This window comes from Litoreibacter halocynthiae, assembly GCF_004365635.1.
In the GTDB taxonomy this organism is placed as follows: domain Bacteria; phylum Pseudomonadota; class Alphaproteobacteria; order Rhodobacterales; family Rhodobacteraceae; genus Litoreibacter; species Litoreibacter halocynthiae.
Genome location: NZ_SOBH01000002.1, coordinates 603,731 through 620,686, shown reverse-complemented (window position 1 = coordinate 620,686; position 16,956 = coordinate 603,731). Strand labels below are relative to the sequence as shown.

Genomic DNA, 16,956 nt, shown 5'->3' with positions numbered 1-16,956 from the left:
TGCAAAACTTACACAGCACCAGCCGAAGACAATGTCTTCGGCTTCGAAAACCCGTCTTCGAAGTAAAGCGCTGAACGGGAGGAAGGCCCAAGACGTCCGACATCGCCGCGTTCTCGAAGCAGCTCAGCGGGCGTTGATGTCGCTCGGGCCACCGCAGAAACCATCTCATCTCCCACCGTTTCGGTCATGACCGAAAGCGCTTGAGGCATGTCCAGATCAGCCCCTGCAAGTGTTCCATCAGCCAGCGTAAGGCGATGGTCTTGTCTGAATACCTCACGTCCGTTGAGCAGAAAACTCTTGATGGATGAGCCTGCCGTTGCCATCGCGTCGGTCACAAGGAACACCCTTTCGGAGTTCGGTTTTGCAGCCAGTGCAATGCGGATTGCAGCGGGGTGGACATGGATGCCGTCCGCGATGAGGCCCGCATAGATATCCCCACGCTCCAGGGTTGCGCCGACCAAGCCCGGCTCTCTATTTCCCAACTGGCTCATCGCGTTGAAAAGGTGGGTTACACAGCGCGCACCTGCGTCAAACGCTGCGTGGCAGGTTTGGCAATCCGCGTCGGTATGGCCCAACGACACCATGATGCCAGCCTCCGACATTGATCTTATTTGCGCCGGTGAGGCGCTTTCGGGCGCCACCGTGATCATGACATTTGGCAGCCTGTCAGCCGCGTGCCGGAACACCGACAGGTCCTCGTCCGTCATTGTGCGGATCAGCTTGGCGTCATGCGCCCCTTTGCGCGCAACCGACAAATGCGGCCCCTCAAGGTGGATGCCGACAATTCCGGCGACGTTTTCGGCTATTGCTTGCTCCACCGCATCAATCGCCGCGCGGGTGCGTTCAGGCGTGTCTGTGATCAATGTTGGCAGCAACGCCTGTGTTCCGGTTGTCGCGTGGGCTTCGGCAATCTTTCGCAACACCGCCACCGATTGTTCGTCGTTGAACATGACCCCACCGCCGCCATTGACCTGCAAGTCAACAAAGCCGGGTGCGATCAACCCGCCACCCAGCTTTTGCGTGGGGCAGTCGGCAGGTAGGCTTCCGAGCGGTTGAATGCTAAGGTAGCCATCATCTCCGACGACAAGCGCGTGATCTACATGCAGGGCTAGCCCGTCATGAATCTGCGCTCCGACAAAGGCTTGTCTAACGCCATTCATACCGTTTCGGTCACTTTCTTCAGGTGGCGGGGCGCGTCAGGGTTGATACCTCGCGATGCGGCAACCTGTTCTACCATCGCATAAAAACTCGCAATCAACGTGATCGGATCGGTGAGCGGATGCCCTGTTCGGGCAACTGCCAATTCTGTGGCATTCCGCACTTTTTTGCTTGTTGCAAAAACCGTGGCCCCTTTGGCCGCGATCTCGTCGGCAACACTGGCGAGCGCGGTTTCAGCCTCATCCGCCGATGCGAGGGCAATCACAGGGAATCCGAGGTCCACGATCGATACCGGCCCATGCAGCACCTCGGCCGAAGAATAGGATTCCGCATGGATTTGGCAGGTCTCTTTGAATTTCAGCGCAGCTTCGTTCGAGATGGCGTAAGCTGGCCCGCGCCCCAAACAAAAGATAGAGTTGCGCGACCCCAATGAGGCTCGGGCTTCTGGCCAGTCAATTTCCACCGCTTTTTCCAGCTTGCTTGGCAGGTCATGAATGGCGGCACGAAGCGCGTCGTCTTCCGCCCATTCAGCCAGTAACCAGATGCCAGCAACCGCCGAGTTTACAAAGGTTTTCGTCGCCGCGACACTGATTTCCGTGCCTGCGTGTAGGTTTAGCGTGTGGTCAGCGACCTGAGCCAATGGGCTGTCCGGATTGTTTGTCATAGCGATCGACAAGGCGCCGCCATCCCGCGCCATCCGCGCCATCTCGACAATATCCGGGCTTTTGCCTGATTGCGAAACGGACAGGCAGATGCTGCCGTCAAGGTTCAGCTTGCGATTGTAAATCGAAGCGATGGACGGGCCGATGGATGCAATCGGGGTTCCGGTCAGCAACTCGGATACGTATTTCAGGTAGGTCGCGACATGATCGGAGGAGCCTCGTGCGACCGAAACCATGAAGCTGGGATTGCGTGCGCGCATGGCGTCGGCCGCGCGGCGAATGTCGTCGCCGCCCCGTTGCAACAGGTTATTTACAGCCACTGGGATTTCCAGCACCTCACGGCGCATCTGTGTTTGCGTGGTGTTCATTTGGCAGTCCTATTCTTTGGCAAGGCGAAGCTCGGCTACGAAGTTGTAAGCGTCCCCGCGATATATGGATTGAGTGAATTCGACCGTCCGCCCGTCAGCCAGATACGAGGTCCGCTCGATCCGCAGTCCAGCCTTGCCCGGGGCGACATCCAGCAGCGCTGCGTTGTCCTCCTCAAGGTTGATTGCGGAGATCTTTTGCAAGGCCCGAACCGGTCTGAACCCGACCTGCTCCAAGACCTCATAGAGTGACGTTTCAACCATCAACGGGTTGGGCAGTATCTCGGAGGACAGCGACGCGCGCTCGATTGCCATCGGCTTGCCATCGGCAGTTCTGAGACGGGCAATCCGCGAGACCGACGCGTCAGGTGACAGCGCAAGTGCAAGCACCTCATCCGGCGATGGCATGTAAACCCCGCGTTCCAACCAGATGCTTGTCGAAACCATGCCGCGACGCGACATATCCTCGCTAAACGAGGTCAAGCGCGACAGGGACTGCTCGATCTGCGGCGCGTTAGACGCCACGAAAGACCCCGATCCCTGCTTTTGAATAACGATGCCATCCTTCGCCAAAGCTTGTATCGCCTTGCGAACGGTGACGCGGGACAGTTCGGTAATCGCCGCGATTTCGCGCTCCGGTGGGAGGGGGCTTCCTGCTTTCAAAAGACCCTGATCAACACCTTCCGACAGCCGTTGGCGCAGTTGGACATATCTTGGCCCACCATCGGGAAGCAGCCACTTATCTGGCGTCAGGAATGCAGCGATCGTCATCAATTGCTCTCCAGCTGTTGTGTTGCGTTGGAGCTTGCGAGCTGGAACGCCCCGTCAAGAGCGGAGCCCAATGGCTGCATGCGACCAGACAGGAAGCTTTCAGGAAGGTAGCCTGCGTAATGAGGCCCGATGCCACCGGTGAGGCAAAGCGTATCTCCGGTTCGAAAGCCCAGCCTTGCAAGGCACCTTATCAGGTGATCCGCACCCTTCTTCATGATGGCTTGCCCCCACGGATCCTCAGCGTGCGCGCCTGCGATGATGTCCGGAGCGAGCGTGGCGAAGTCGCCCGGCTTGGCCGACATGCTGAACGACACCAACTCATTAGGGTCGCCGCCGAATTTCTCAAACAGCGCGCGGGTTAGCGGAGTATGATCAGCAAGCCCGTCATGGCAGAGCATGACCTGCTCCAGACCGGCGCGGCCAAGCCATGCACCTGATCCCTGATCTGCAACGTAAAAACCCCAGCCCCCCAGAAACGTAAACTCACCAGCCTTATTTGCTGCCGCAAACGCGCCGGTGCCGACGGACAGCAAGTAGCCGTCTTGATTGCCCAAGGCGCCTGTGACTGCGGTCGGGCGGTCATCCGTTACGGTTATGGTCTTGTAGGGCAGTGCGGAGGCGATCCGGGCGCTGTCCTCAGTCCCCAGTATTCCGGCAATCCCGATATGTGCTGTGGCTTGCGATAGCGCGGCCTCCGAGATGCCGGCAAGTCTCGCAGCATCTTCGACTGTGAACACAATGTTCTTCACGGCAAGTGCAGCATCCGAGGCTGCGTTGGCGCGACCGCCCTCGGCTCTCGAGAGCACCCCGTCGGATGACGTGCCAATGGCGACGCGGCAGCCCGTGCCACCTCCATCCACGCCAATAATCACTGTGTCGCCGGAATTGATCATGCAATACCTTTATAATACCTATTTTGCAAAAGATAGACCAAAATTGCTTTTATGGTTGATATTGGCGTTATGATTGCGGCAGAAATGCGGCATAGAATAAAATGGTAGACAAAAGGTATTTAAAAGGTATTAGTTTATGCAGGGAGGATTCCATGCTGTCGCCAACTACAGAAAGGCTTTCGAGCACCGTGACAATTGATGTGGTGCCTGTGGGTCATGCAATCTCTGCGCTACTCGATGGTCAGCAGGCTGCGATTGCGGCTGTAAGGCTTGCGGTAGGGGATATCGACCAAGGTGCCGAGGTTATGGCCTCAGCTGTTCGATCTGGGGGCGCCTTGGTGTATGCGGCTGCGGGAAGCTCCGGTTTGATGGCTTTGGCAGATGCGTGCGAGCTGTCGGGAACCTTTGGGATTTCGCCTGAGAGCATCCGAATTTACATGGCAGGCGGGGTTCCCGCCGATGGCTACATGCCGGGTGACACCGAAGATGATGTCGACGCGGCGCAAGCTGTGGGTCGTGGTGTAAAGCGGGGGGATGTCCTGATCGTTCTCAGCGCAAGCGGAACGACACCTTACGCTCTGGCTGTTGCAGAAAGTGCCAAGGCCAACGGCGGTACAGTTATCGCTCTCGCAAATAATCCGCAAACACCGCTTTTGGACATTGCTGATGTCCCGATATGCCTTGAGACGCCGCCAGAGGTGATCGCGGGATCGACCCGGCTGGGCGCTGGGACGGCGCAGAAAGCCGCGTTAAACTTGATGTCCTCGATGATGGGGGTGAAGCTGGGCCATGTTTACCAAGGTATGATGGTCAACGTTGTCGCTGATAACGCCAAGCTGATCGCACGCGCAGCGGGGATCGTGTCGCGTGTCGCGGATGTGTCAATGCCGGAGGCAGAGACTGCGTTGCAAAAAGCAAAGGGCAACCCGAAGCTGGCAATACTTGTCGCGAAAGGTGTCACCGTCGAAGCCGCTGGAGATATTCTGGACGCGCATGGCGGACATTTGGGACCCTGCCTTCAATCGCTTAAACCAATACAAACTTGAAAACCAAACTAGGGAGAAGACTATGAAAAAGACAACGTTAATAGGTGCCATGCTGGCCACGACCATGCTGGCGGGTGCTGCCTCGGCCGAGGATGTGACGCTGACAATCGAGAGCTGGCGCAATGATGATTTGGCCATCTGGCAGGATAAAATCATCCCTGCTTTCGAGGCAGAGCATCCAGGGATCAAATTGAAGTTTACGCCCTCGGCTCCTGCTGAATACAACGCGGTGCTGAACTCCAAACTGGACGCAGGCTCTGCTGGTGACATCATCACGTGCCGCCCCTTCGATGCCTCGCAGGCGTTGTTCGAAGCGGGTCATCTGGCTGACATCACCGACCTTGAGGGGATGGCGAATTTCTCGGCTGTATCCAAGTCGGGCTGGAGCACGGATGACGCGTCCGTCCAGTACTGCGTTCCGATGGCCAGCGTGATCCATGGCTTCATCTATAACAAAGATGCATTCGCTGAAGTGGGCGTGGAGGTTCCAAAGACCGAGGCCGAATTCTTCGCCGTCTTGGACAAGATCAAGGAAGACGGCAATTACACCCCGATGGCGATGGGCACAAATGACCAGTGGGAAGCTGCCACCATGGGTTATAACAACATCGGTCCAAACTACTGGAAAGGTGAGGAGGGCCGCTTGGCGCTGATCGCCGGTGACCAGAAGCTGACGGATGAGCCATGGGTAGCCCCCTATCGCCAACTCGCCAAATGGGCCCCTTATCTAGGTGACGGTTACGAGGCGCAGACCTATCCCGACAGCCAGAACATTTTCACCTTGGGCCGCGCTGCGATCTATCCCGCAGGGTCTTGGGAAGTTTCCGGCTTCAACGGGCTGGCTGACTTCGAGATGGGTGCCTTCTACCCGCCTGTGCAGAACGCTGGCGACACCTGCTACATCTCGGATCACACCGATATCGGCATCGGCATGAACGCCGCAACGCCAAATGCAGAAGCCGCGAAAACCTTCTTGAACTGGGTCGGCTCCTCCGAATTTGCCACGATCTTCGCGAATGCGCTGCCGGGCTTCTTCCCGCTTTCGTCTGCTCCGGTCACGCTGGAAGATCCGCTTGCGCAAGAGTTCATCTCTTGGCGTGGCGAGTGTGAAAGCTCGATCCGGTCGACGTACCAGATCCTGTCGCGCGGTACCCCGAACCTTGAGAACGAAACATGGAACGCATCCGTTGCCGTGATCAAAGGCGAGGAAAGCCCGGAAGATGCGGGCAAGCGCCTGCAAGACGGTCTGGCCAGTTGGTACGACCCACAGAAATAAGTCCTCCCACTTAAAGCCAAGTGTCGCCCCTGATCGGGGCGGCACCCTTCTTTCCCCTGACCAGCGGTAGGATTTTCTGATGCCCGACACGCAGACCAAACCAAAGTTCAGATGGCATATTGTCGTGTTTCTGGCACCTGCCGTGCTCGTCTACACCGCGGTAATGATCTACCCGCTTTTCAACACCTTGCGGCTGTCATTGTTCACCGTAATTGATCAGGAACGCGTTTTTGTCGGCTTGCAAAACTTCCGCACATTGTTCGGGGAGACGGTCTGGTCAACGCAGTTCTGGAACGCCTTGGGTAACAATTTCTGGTTCTTCGTCGTCCACATGCTGGTTCAAAACCCGATTGGCGTCGCCCTTGCCGCGATCCTGAGCCATCCGAAACTGCGCTTTGCCAGCTTCTACCGATCTGCGATTTTCATCCCGACAATCCTGAGCTTCGTGATCGTAGGCTTCGCGTGGAAGCTGATCCTGTCGCCCATTTGGGGTATCGCCCCCGGAATGCTGGACGCGGTCGGCCTGAAATCCCTTTACGCGCCGTGGCTGGGCAAGGAAGCCTACGCCCTGACCGCGTTGTCGCTGGTTTCGGTCTGGCAGTTTGTCGGCATTCCGATGATGCTGATCTATGCAGCACTCCTGTCGATCCCTGACGAAATCCTTGAGGCCGCCGAGGTCGAAGGCATCACCGGCTTCGCGTCGTTCTGGAAGATCAAGCTGCCGCTTATTCTGCCGTCCATCGGGATTATCTCGATCCTGACCTTTGTGGCAAATTTCAACGCATTCGACCTGATCTACGCCGCACAAGGGGCGCTGGCGGGGCCGGATTTCTCGACGGATATTCTGGGGACGTTCATGTACCGCACGTTCTTCGGCTTCCAGCTGCAGCTAGGGGATCCGCATATGGGCTCCACCATCGCGTCGGCCATGTTCGCAATCATCCTCGTCGGTGTGTGCCTGTACCTGTTCGGTATCCAGTCGCGCATGCGCCGCTACCAGTTCTGAGGAGGGTGACATGAACGCTGCACGCCAAAACCGCTTCAACACAGTCGCCGCACATGGTGCGTTGATCCTCTACACGCTGATTGCGCTGTTTCCGGTCTTTGTGATCGTGATCAACAGTTTTAAAACCCGCAAGGCGATCTTTCGTGAACCTTTGGCACTGCCGAACGCCGACAGCTTCTCGTTGATCGGCTACGAGACGGTGCTCAAGCAGGGGGACTTTTTTCTATATTTCCAAAACTCGATGATCGTTACTGTGGGGTCCCTGTTCCTCATCTTGTTGTTCGGAGCGATGGCAGCCTTTGCGCTGGCCGAGTACCGCTTCAAAGGCAACTTGGTCATGGGCTTGTATCTAGCTCTCGGGATCATGATCCCCATCCGCATCGGCACGGTCGCGATACTGGAGATGATGGTGCAGACAGGTCTGGTCAACACGCTTTGGGCGCTGATCCTCGTCTATACGGCGCAAGGTTTGCCGCTGGCGGTGTTCATCCTCAGCGAGTTCATGCGGCAGGTCAGCGATGATCTGAAAAACGCAGGCCGCATTGATGGCTTGTCCGAGTACCGCATTTTCTTCCGCCTTGTCCTGCCGCTGGTGCGTCCGGCCATGGCGACAGTTGCAGTGTTCAACATGATCCCGATCTGGAACGACCTTTGGTTCCCTTTGATCCTTGCCCCCGCCGAAGAGGTGAAAACCCTGACCCTTGGCAGCCAGGTGTTCATCGGGCAGTTCGTCACCGACTGGAACGCGGTGCTGTCTGCCCTGTCGCTGGCGATCCTGCCGGTGATGGCGCTTTATGTCATCTTCTCGCGCCAGCTGATCCGCGGCATCACCTCGGGGGCAGTCAAATGAGGGTTGTTGTTGCAGGTCTTGGCAATATGGGCCGCAGCCACGCGTTGACCTACCATGCCCATCCAGACGCCGAAATTGTCGGGTTGGTGAACCGTTCCGATGTTGCCTTGCCAGCCGAGCTTCCGGGATATCCCCTATTCAAATCCTTCGACGAAGGCTTGGCGTTGAAGCCCGATCTGGTTTGCATTGCCACATATTCCGAAAGCCACGCGGATTACGCGATTGCCGCGATGGAGGCGGGGGCCGATGTCTTTATTGAAAAGCCGTTGGCGACCACAGTCGCGGATGCGGTGCGTGTGGTCGAGACGGCCAAGCGGCTGAACCGCAAACTTGTGGTGGGCTATATCCTGCGCCACCATCCCAGTTGGCAGAGGCTGATCGCCGAGGCGCGTGACTTGGGCGGGCCATATGTGTTTCGCATGAACCTCAACCAGCAATCTGATGGCCCCACATGGGAGACGCATAAAGCATTGATGCGCACCACAAGCCCGATTGTCGATTGCGGTGTGCACTACGTCGATGTGATGTGCCAGATCACCGATGCCAAACCCGTGCGTGTCAGCGGAATGGGCCTGCGCCTGTCGGACGAGATTGCACCGGAGATGTATAATTACGGCCAGTTGCAGGTCTGGTTCGCAGATGGCTCGATCGGATGGTACGAAGCCGGCTGGGGTCCGATGATGTCGGAAACCGCGTTCTTCGTGAAGGATGTGGTGTCGCCCAATGGGGCGGTGTCGATCTCCGATGGCAACAAGGGCGCGTCGGACGATGTGGACGGCCACACAAAGGTCGGTGGAATACTCGTTCACCGTGCCGACGGTGACAAGCTGATCGAAATGCCTGACGAGCCGGGCCATCAGGACCTTTGCGATGCCGAACAAGCTTTCATGATCGATGCCATTTTGAATGACGTCGATTTGACCCGGCACATGTCGGATGCCGTGCAATCTTTGAGCATTTGCCTCGCCGCTGATGAAAGCATCCGTACTGGCCGCCCAGTTGACCTAGGAGTTATCCAATGACCGCCCTGACCCTCACCAATGTCTGCAAGTCCTTCGGCTCTGTAGAAGTTCTCAAAGATATCAATCTGACCGTCGAGGAGGGTGAGTTTGTGGTGTTCGTCGGCCCCTCGGGCTGCGGTAAATCCACATTGCTTCGGGTGATCGCAGGGCTGGAGGATGCCACCAAAGGCACGGTGAACATTGGCGGCACTGTGGTGAACAGTATCCCGCCCGCCAAACGCGGCATCGCGATGGTGTTCCAATCCTACGCGCTTTATCCGCATCTGAGTGTCCGGGACAACATGGCGCTTGGCCTCAAGCAGGAAAAGCAGCCCAAATCGGTAATCGAGGAGCGCGTGAGCAAGGCGGTTCAGATGCTTGATCTTGGCGCATATATTGATCGCCGTCCGTCCGATTTGTCCGGCGGGCAACGCCAGCGTGTGGCCATCGGGCGTGCGATTGTGCGCGAGCCGAAGCTGTTCTTGTTCGACGAGCCGCTGTCCAACCTTGATGCAGCGCTCCGGATGAACACACGCATCGAGATAGCGGAACTGCACCGCAAGCTCAGTGCGTCGATGATTTACGTTACCCATGACCAAACCGAGGCGATGACACTTGCCGACAAGATCGTTGTTCTGCGGGACGGTAGGGTGGAGCAGGTCGGATCGCCGATGGAGCTTTACAACAATCCGGCCAACCAGTTTGTTGCCGGTTTCCTTGGATCGCCCGCGATGAATTTCCTGAGCAAAGCACCGTTGTCCATCCCGAAAAATGGGGCGCTGGGTATCCGGCCAGAACACCTGCGTGCCACCAAGGGCGGGCGGATCAAAGGCACTGTGACCCATGTGGAGCGCTTGGGCGGCGACACCAACCTGTTGGTCTCGACTGCACAGAAAGAAGCCCTGACTGTGCGCATCTTCGGTCAGGATGAAACCCGTGTCGGTGAAGAAATAGAGCTGGATTTCGACGACCATGCCGCCTTCGCGTTCGATCACGAAAAGCAGCGGGTTTTTGCGGATCACGGATAGGCAATAGAGATACACCCAAGGCCCGAACGCGAAAGGGGCGGATTGCTCCGCCCCTTGTCCGTAGTAATCAGAACTCTCGAGGGAAATCGGTCTGCCTGACCACGCCGGATTGCTATTTAGAAACCAAGCACGAGGGACAAGCCCAAAGTGTTGTCAGTTGATTTGCGGCCGATCGCAGGGGCGCTGTTGTAGTCGGTCCGGTAAGATACGCGGGTCGACAGGTTGTTAGAAACTTTGAAGTTCACACCCAAGTCGTTTGACACAACCGTGTTGGCCGAAGAGGACAGAACGTCAGTGTCATTGGTCAGCGACATGGTGTCAGTCAGTTTCATGAAGTAACGCGAGGATGCGATGATTGCTTCTTCGGTATTCGACACGTTTGCGAAGTCTTTCGTGTGACGTACACCAATACCGGCTTGAACGCGCCATGCTTGCTCGGGTGTGTTGATCACGCGGTAGCCTGGACCAAAGCCCAAGAACGCATCAGACGAGTTGCCAGCAACAGGTGCGCCACCAGGGACGGTCGGAGCCGAGAAGCCGTCATATTCGTAACGACCGATACCGAAGAGGTAGAACTTCTCGTTGAAGTAGCGTTGTGCTTCGTAGGTCGCGAAGAATTTTTCTTCGTTCTTTTGGTTGTTTGCTTCGCCGTATTCGATTGCGAAACCGGCGGAGTGGTTCCAGTCACCGATGCCGTAAGACAGACGGCCTGCGCCGGACAATTCACCGGTGTCGGTGTTGCCGGAGGTACCAGATGCTGTCAGCGCGATCGAGCCGCGAAAGCCTTGCGCAACGCCGGTCGGGCCAAAACGCTCGTCGTCATCGCCACGTGCTAGGTCTTCGTTCACATCGTCGGTGATGTCGTCAATACGGTCGTCCAGCGCCTTTGTGCCAACCAGACGATCTTGTGCCATCGACGGAGTCGCGGCCAGTAGCGCGACTACGGAAGCGGTCGCCAGTTTAGAAATAAGTTTCATGGGTCATTCCTTTCCCAACAAGGTGACCCGTCATCCGGCATGTTTGCCGAAGATCGGGAGCATCTCTGCTAAGAACGGGTTTAGAAACGTATTTCACATAAGTTAAATTCGAAATAATCACGTATAAAACGACTATTACTCACCTAAATTTAAGATCAGCCTCCAAGTATAGGGATTTGCTTGAATATGCTGATTTCACTCAGCCTGTTGATTACCTCATCCTGTGCGAGGATGGCCTTTTCAACGGTCTCTTGGAGTGTCTTTCGCGCAACATCGGCGACTTCTGCATCAAGATCATCCCGCCAGACCACATAAGCCGGATAGGGGAAGCGGGGCGCATCCGGGATTAGGTGTAACCGACCAGCGTCGACATATTGCTTGATATAGCGTGCCGGAAGGTAACCCGCATACTGGCGCTTAACGATAAATTCGGCGGCCATCGCTCCAAGGGACAAGGTGAGTCCCGAGTTGATTAGATGTGGTAGCTCAATGGCGTGCGCCTGTGTGAACTCCGCGCCCCAATCTATAAAAACATATCGACCGTCAATCTGGTCCAGCGACGGGTTTGCCCACGAAGCCACCAGCACCAGTTCTTCATCACTGACCTTCGACACAGACAGTCCCGAACGTAGTTGTGGGTTATACATTAGCCCTGCCTGCACAACGCCTTCGATCAGAAACCGCGTCAAACGATCTGGCATTCCCAACTCGGTGCGAATGCTCAGCGATGGCATCTCGGCGCGCAGGGCATCAATCCACCGAAACCCCAAACGCGGCCACAGCGAATATTGCGCGCCAATGGTCAGGCTCTTGGTAAAGCCTTCAGGGATGGCGATCTGTTGGCGCGCCTCTTCCCAAAGCTTTATCAAACCGAGGGCATAGCGTTCAAATTCGGTTCCCGCGGGTGTTAAAACGGCTCCCGCTTTCGAACGGTTAAACAGCGGGCGCCCAAGACTGTCCTCCAACCGTTGAATGCGCAGGCTGACAGCTGACTGGGTGACAAACAGTCGTTCAGACGCGGCAACGAAGGATCCGGTGGCTGCGACCTCCAGAAAGGTTTTGACGAGTGTAATATCCATTAGGGAAGCATAAGAATAACTGGGCTAACCCTCAATTGATATTCGTGATGCTTTCCTGATCACCGGTGCTGTGCGCGTCGATTTTCGATTTCTGCACTTCATCCAGAATAGCGATGAACTGCGCGCGATAAATCCGGACCTGCTCCGCAAAAATTGTGAATGAATAGAGCTTCTTTGCGCTAGCACAAAGTTCCTCGTTTGCGCCGTTGCTACACGCGGCTTTATGAAGACTGCATTACCCCTTTTGTTCAGGTTGCTGCTGACCGTGTGTCTTGTCGTATACGGCCCGATAGCGATGGCTGCGACGAATACTGGGGGGGCGTCATTCAGCATGGAAATCTGTGCGGATGGCGTTGCTCGGACGGTGCGCGTCGATGCAGATGGAGTTCCAGTTGAACCTCACCAAGAGTGCCAAGACTGCCTGATTTGCTGCGAGACAACGGGAGCCCACCCGAATATCGTGACAGAGGCCGGTCTGAACATCTTGACGTTGGACGTCGCGCTGGAGCGTACGCCCTATCAAACCCCAAGTTTTCTAAAGCGAACCATTCGCCCGATGCCGCGTGCCCCTCCGGTCATGCACCTTTCAGTTCTGTCCCAGCTGAACCTGATCAATCCTGATCAGTCTTTGATGGGCCAACACAAAAGCAGCGACGGGCGATCTTTCTTCAAGGACGCCACCGCATGACGACTTTCCGGCTCTTTCTAAAAACTATGATTTTTGTTGCGACGCTGCTCGGTTTCGGGCTTCCCGCCGCAGCAGACTCGTTGTTGGCCAAGCTGTTGCCTGACGTTGAAGTCGGGGAGCTGGTCGAAGGGGCCGACACCTTTGGCGCCACCCATCCGGATACACCCGCAATCCAGGTCCTCAAGGGCGGCGAGCGCATCGGTTGGGCATTTGTAACCTCTGACTATGTGTCGACCACCGGATATTCCGGCAAGCCCATCCATACCATGGTGGCCGTCGATGATGCCGCGCAGGTTATCGGCGTGCAGTTGGTGAAGCATTCCGAGCCAATCGTGCTGATCGGGATACCTGACGCCAAGGTGAAGGCGCTGGTGGCCAATTATCGCGGTCTCGATCTGGTCGCCGAAGCGGAATCCGGTGGCTCCTCGCATAAGCTCGACATCATTTCCGGCGCGACCGTGACCATCATGGTGATCGACGACTCGATCATCCGTGCCGGTTTGAAGGTCGCGCGCCAACTTGGGTTGGGCGGGTTGGCAGTCGAAGAGGTAGGGTCAGGGCCCCAATTCGAGATCAACCCCGATGCAGAGGCCGCCAGCGACTGGATGACGCTGGAGGGCGACGGCACCTTGCGCCGCCTGTCGCTGGATGTCGGGCAGATTAATGCCGCCTTCGCCGCGATGGAAGACCCCCGTGCGGACGAACGGGCGCTGACCGAAGCGCCGGAGACGACGTTTATCGAGATGCAGGCAGCTCTCGTGTCGCATCCTGCCATCGGGCGCGCCATTCTGGGCGAGGCCGTAAACGCGAATATTCAGGACTGGCTGGATGAGGGTGACCACGCCGTCGCCATCGTCGGACGCGGGCTTTATTCCTTCAAAGGCTCTGGCTATGTGCGGGGCGGTATCTTCGACCGTATCGTGCTTATTCAGGACGATGTGTCGGTGCGGTTCCGTGATCGGATGCACAAACGCATCAACACTATTGAAGCTGATGATGCGCCTGTTTTCAACGAGGCGGACCTGTTCAAAATACCCGCTGATAGCGGTTTTAACCCGACAAAACCCTTCCGTATCCAGCTTCTGGTGCATCGTGACGTAGGCGCAATCGAGAAGGTGTTTACGACTTTTGATCTGGGCTATCAGCTGCCGGAACAGTACATTCGCACCATTGCACTTCCCCCTGCGGCGGAAGTGCCGGCCAGCGTGGCAGAAGTGACCTCGCAAACTGAGGCAGATGCCCATCAGGCGCTTTGGAAGCGCATCTGGGCGGGCAAACAGATCGAGATCGTGGTGCTTGGCATCATGCTAACGATCCTGACGGGTGTCTTCTTCTTCCAAGGCTTGGTGACCCGCAACGAACGCGGCTTCTACTGGTTCCGCATGGGATTCCTGACCGTCACGCTGGTCTATCTGGGCTGGTTTGCCAACGCGCAATTGTCCGTCGTTAACCTGATGGCATTGTTCGGCTCGCTCGTCTCGGGCTTCAGCTGGCAAGCCTTCTTGTTGGACCCGCTGACCTTCATCTTGTGGTTCGCCGTGGCCGCCGCCCTGCTGTTCTGGGGACGCGGGGCCTATTGCGGCTGGCTCTGCCCGTTTGGCGCGTTACAGGAGTTGCTGAACCAAGTGGCCCGCAAGCTGCGCATCCCGCAATGGACGCTGCCTTGGGGGCTGCATGAGCGCCTGTGGCCGCTGAAATACATGATCTTCCTTGGCCTCTTTGGCGTATCGCTGACCAGCATCGAGCAAGCCGAGCGTCTGGCCGAGGTGGAGCCGTTCAAGACCGCCATCATCCTGAACTTTGTGCGCGCATGGCCGTTTGTGGCTTATGTCGCAGCGCTGCTGATCGCGGGCCTGTTCGTGGAGCGGTTCTTTTGCCGCTACCTTTGCCCGCTGGGCGCGGCGCTGGCCATCCCCGCGCGGCTGCGGATGTTCGACTGGCTGAAGCGCTATCATGAATGCGGCAACCCGTGTCAGACCTGCGCGCATCAATGCCCCGTTCAGTCGATCCACCCAACTGGCGAGATCAACCCGAACGAGTGCATCAACTGCCTGCACTGTCAGGTGCTCTACCAGTCCAAAACCACCTGCCCCGTCGTCATCAAGAAGATGAAGCGGCGTGAGAAAGTCGGCGCAGCGCCGGACCTGTCGCGGCCCAATCTGGGGCATCCGAACCAAGTCAAACCAACCGTCACCAACTGAGAAAGGACGAGTTATGTCTGAGGAAAAGAAACTGCCAATCACGCGGAGGGGCCTCTTGGGCGCCACCGCCGGAACGGCCGCGCTTGCGGGCGCATTCGGCAGCCGCGCCATGCTGACAGGGGGTGCCGTCGGCGCCGCCGCATTGGCAACAAGCACCACCACCGCGCGTGCCGCCACGGATGCCCAAGTGGGTCCGGGCCAGCTTGACGAATATTACGGCTTCTGGTCCTCGGGCCAGTGTGGCGAGATGCGTATTCTGGGCGTGCCGTCCATGCGCGAATTGATGCGGGTTCCGGTGTTTAACATCTGCTCTGCCACCGGTTGGGGGATCACCAACGAGTCCAAGAAGATCCTGACCGAAGGCCTGACCGAGAAGACCAAGGCCTATCTTGCCGCCAACGGCCACGAGTTTCCGCCGAACGGCGACCTGCACCACCCGCATATGTCCTTCACCGAAGGCACCTATGACGGCCGCTACCTGTTCATGAACGACAAGGCCAACACCCGCGTCGCCCGTGTGCGTTGCGACGTGATGAAGTGCGACAAGATCATCGAGATCCCGAACGCCAAAGCCATCCACGGCCTGCGTCCGCAAAAATGGCCTCGCACCAACTACGTCTTCTGTAACGGCGAGGACGAAGTGCCGATGGTCAATGACGGCCAAATCCTCGACGAGCCGGAGAAGTATGTAAACTTCTACACCGCCCTGAACGCCGACGAGATGACCGTCGCGTGGCAGGTGATGGTGACGGGCAACCTCGACAACACCGATTGCGACTACGAGGGCAAATACGCGTTCTCGACCTCGTATAACTCGGAAATGGGAATGACCCTGACCGACATGACCGAGGCCGACATGGACCACGTCGTCGTGTTCAACATCGCCGAAATCGAGAAAGGCATCGAGGCCGGCGACTTTCAGGAGTTGAACGGCGTCAAGGTGCTGGACGGGCGCAAGGATGCGGGCAGCAAATACACCCGCTACATCCCGATCCCCAACAACCCGCACGGCTGCAACATGGCGCCCGACAAGGTCCACCTGTGCATCGCGGGCAAGCTGTCGCCCACCGTGTCGGTGATCGACGTGCGCAAGCTCGATCAGGTCTTCGCAGGCGAGATCGAGCCGCGTGACGCCGTCGTGGCAGAGCCGGAACTGGGCCTTGGCCCGCTACACACCGCGTTCGACGGCAAGGGCAACTGCTACACCACGCTGTTCCTGGACAGCCAGGTGGTGAAGTGGAACATCGAGGACGCGATCAAGCTCTACAACGGCGAGGAAGCCGACCCGATCCGCTTCAAGAAGGACGTGCATTACCAGCCCGGCCACAACTCCACCGTGATGGGCGAGACGCTGGAGGCGACCGACAAGTACTACCTGACGATGAACAAGTTCTCCAAGGACCGGTTCCTCAATGTCGGCCCGCTGAAGCCCGAGAACGAGCAGCTCTTCGCCATCGACGGCGACGACATGACCCTGATCCATGACGGCCCCACCTTCGCGGAGCCACACGACTCGATCATCGTGGACCCTGCCAAGGTCAGCCCGAAATCGGTCTGGGACCGCAACGACCCGATGTGGCAGGACGCCCGCACACAGGCCGAGGCGGACGGTGTCGATCTGGACGACTATCAGGACACGATCATCCGCGAGGGCAACAAGGTGCGGGTCTACATGTCCAGCCAGGCGCCGAACTTCTCGCTGGAGTCGTTTACCGTGCAGCAAGGCAATGAGGTCACTGTAATTGTGACCAACCTTGATGACATCGACGATCTGACCCACGGCTTCACCATGGGCAATCACGGTGTGGCAATGGAAATCGGGGCGCAAGCAACAGCCTCGGTTACCTTTGTGGCAGCCCAGCCCGGTGTTTTCTGGTACTATTGCCAGTGGTTCTGCCACGCGCTCCACATGGAGATGCGCGGCCGGATGTTCGTCGAACCAAAGGCGAGCTAAA

At 57.5% G+C, this 16,956-nt stretch carries 15 protein-coding genes; 9 read left to right on the top strand and 6 right to left on the bottom strand.

From position 1 onward, the window contains the following. Window positions 1-8 precede the first annotated feature (8 nt). Genes nagA through BDE40_RS10335 form a run of 4 tightly spaced genes read right to left on the bottom strand, consistent with a single transcriptional unit; the run spans window position 9 to window position 3,849 of the window. Window positions 9-1,160 (bottom strand): N-acetylglucosamine-6-phosphate deacetylase, encoded by a 1,152-nt coding sequence (gene nagA / locus BDE40_RS10350; RefSeq protein WP_134014478.1) that lies wholly within the window; start codon window positions 1,158-1,160, stop codon window positions 9-11. Further along, window positions 1,157-2,188 carry an SIS domain-containing protein gene (locus BDE40_RS10345; protein ID WP_134014477.1) on the bottom strand — a complete coding sequence of 344 codons (1,032 nt, stop codon included), beginning with the start codon at window positions 2,186-2,188 and terminating at the stop codon, window positions 1,157-1,159. Before BDE40_RS10345 ends, nagA begins: the two co-directional genes overlap by 4 nt. A 9-nt stretch (window positions 2,189-2,197) precedes the next feature. Beyond that, window positions 2,198-2,956: a GntR family transcriptional regulator gene (locus BDE40_RS10340; protein WP_134014476.1), complete on the bottom strand. Its 759-nt coding sequence runs from the start codon at window positions 2,954-2,956 to the stop codon at window positions 2,198-2,200. Then, a complete protein-coding gene (locus BDE40_RS10335) occupies window positions 2,956-3,849 on the bottom strand; it encodes a glucosamine kinase nucleotide-binding domain-containing protein (RefSeq protein ID WP_134014475.1) in 894 nt (297 codons plus the stop codon). The genes BDE40_RS10340 and BDE40_RS10335 overlap by 1 nt, the downstream gene beginning before the upstream one ends. A gap of 152 nt (window positions 3,850-4,001) precedes the next feature. Between BDE40_RS10335 and BDE40_RS10330 the strand changes: the two genes are divergently transcribed. The 6 genes from BDE40_RS10330 to BDE40_RS10305 all read left to right on the top strand — a co-directional run bounded on the left by BDE40_RS10330 (window position 4,002) and on the right by BDE40_RS10305 (window position 10,056). Continuing rightward, the gene (locus BDE40_RS10330; protein WP_246030411.1) at window positions 4,002-4,895 is read left to right on the top strand and encodes an N-acetylmuramic acid 6-phosphate etherase; all 894 of its coding nucleotides are present in this window, start codon (window positions 4,002-4,004) and stop codon (window positions 4,893-4,895) included. A 22-nt stretch (window positions 4,896-4,917) separates the two neighbouring features. Then, window positions 4,918-6,171 (top strand): ABC transporter substrate-binding protein, encoded by a 1,254-nt coding sequence (locus tag BDE40_RS10325; protein ID WP_134014473.1) that lies wholly within the window; start codon window positions 4,918-4,920, stop codon window positions 6,169-6,171. A gap of 79 nt (window positions 6,172-6,250) precedes the next feature. Next, window positions 6,251-7,177, top strand: coding sequence for a carbohydrate ABC transporter permease (locus BDE40_RS10320; RefSeq protein WP_134014472.1), 927 nt, complete (start codon window positions 6,251-6,253; stop codon window positions 7,175-7,177). 10 nt (window positions 7,178-7,187) lie between these two features. After that, window positions 7,188-8,027 carry a carbohydrate ABC transporter permease gene (locus tag BDE40_RS10315; RefSeq protein WP_073142368.1) on the top strand — a complete coding sequence of 280 codons (840 nt, stop codon included), beginning with the start codon at window positions 7,188-7,190 and terminating at the stop codon, window positions 8,025-8,027. Beyond that, window positions 8,024-9,049, top strand: a complete 1,026-nt coding sequence (locus BDE40_RS10310; RefSeq protein WP_134014471.1) for a Gfo/Idh/MocA family protein — start codon at window positions 8,024-8,026, stop codon at window positions 9,047-9,049. The genes BDE40_RS10315 and BDE40_RS10310 overlap by 4 nt, the downstream gene beginning before the upstream one ends. Next, window positions 9,046-10,056 carry an ABC transporter ATP-binding protein gene (locus tag BDE40_RS10305; protein ID WP_134014470.1) on the top strand — a complete coding sequence of 337 codons (1,011 nt, stop codon included), beginning with the start codon at window positions 9,046-9,048 and terminating at the stop codon, window positions 10,054-10,056. The genes BDE40_RS10310 and BDE40_RS10305 overlap by 4 nt, the downstream gene beginning before the upstream one ends. A 116-nt stretch (window positions 10,057-10,172) precedes the next feature. Here BDE40_RS10305 and BDE40_RS10300 read toward each other — a convergent pair whose 3' ends face one another. Together BDE40_RS10300 and BDE40_RS10295 are read right to left on the bottom strand one after the other, a co-directional pair. Further along, a complete protein-coding gene (locus BDE40_RS10300) occupies window positions 10,173-11,033 on the bottom strand; it encodes a DUF481 domain-containing protein (RefSeq protein ID WP_134014469.1) in 861 nt (286 codons plus the stop codon). A 155-nt stretch (window positions 11,034-11,188) separates the two neighbouring features. After that, the gene (locus tag BDE40_RS10295; RefSeq protein WP_134014468.1) at window positions 11,189-12,112 is read right to left on the bottom strand and encodes a LysR family transcriptional regulator; all 924 of its coding nucleotides are present in this window, start codon (window positions 12,110-12,112) and stop codon (window positions 11,189-11,191) included. Window positions 12,113-12,335: 223 nt separating this feature from the next. Between BDE40_RS10295 and BDE40_RS10290 the strand changes: the two genes are divergently transcribed. Genes BDE40_RS10290 through nosZ form a run of 3 tightly spaced genes read left to right on the top strand, consistent with a single transcriptional unit; the run spans window position 12,336 to window position 16,955 of the window. Further along, the gene (locus tag BDE40_RS10290) at window positions 12,336-12,800 is read left to right on the top strand and encodes a hypothetical protein (RefSeq protein WP_134014467.1); all 465 of its coding nucleotides are present in this window, start codon (window positions 12,336-12,338) and stop codon (window positions 12,798-12,800) included. Next, on the top strand, window positions 12,797-15,001 hold the full coding sequence (locus tag BDE40_RS10285; protein WP_134014466.1) for a NosR/NirI family protein: 2,205 nt from the start codon (window positions 12,797-12,799) through the stop codon (window positions 14,999-15,001). The genes BDE40_RS10290 and BDE40_RS10285 overlap by 4 nt, the downstream gene beginning before the upstream one ends. Window positions 15,002-15,014: 13 nt before the next feature. Then, window positions 15,015-16,955, top strand: coding sequence for a TAT-dependent nitrous-oxide reductase (gene nosZ / locus BDE40_RS10280; RefSeq protein WP_134014465.1), 1,941 nt, complete (start codon window positions 15,015-15,017; stop codon window positions 16,953-16,955). Window position 16,956 lies beyond the last annotated feature (1 nt).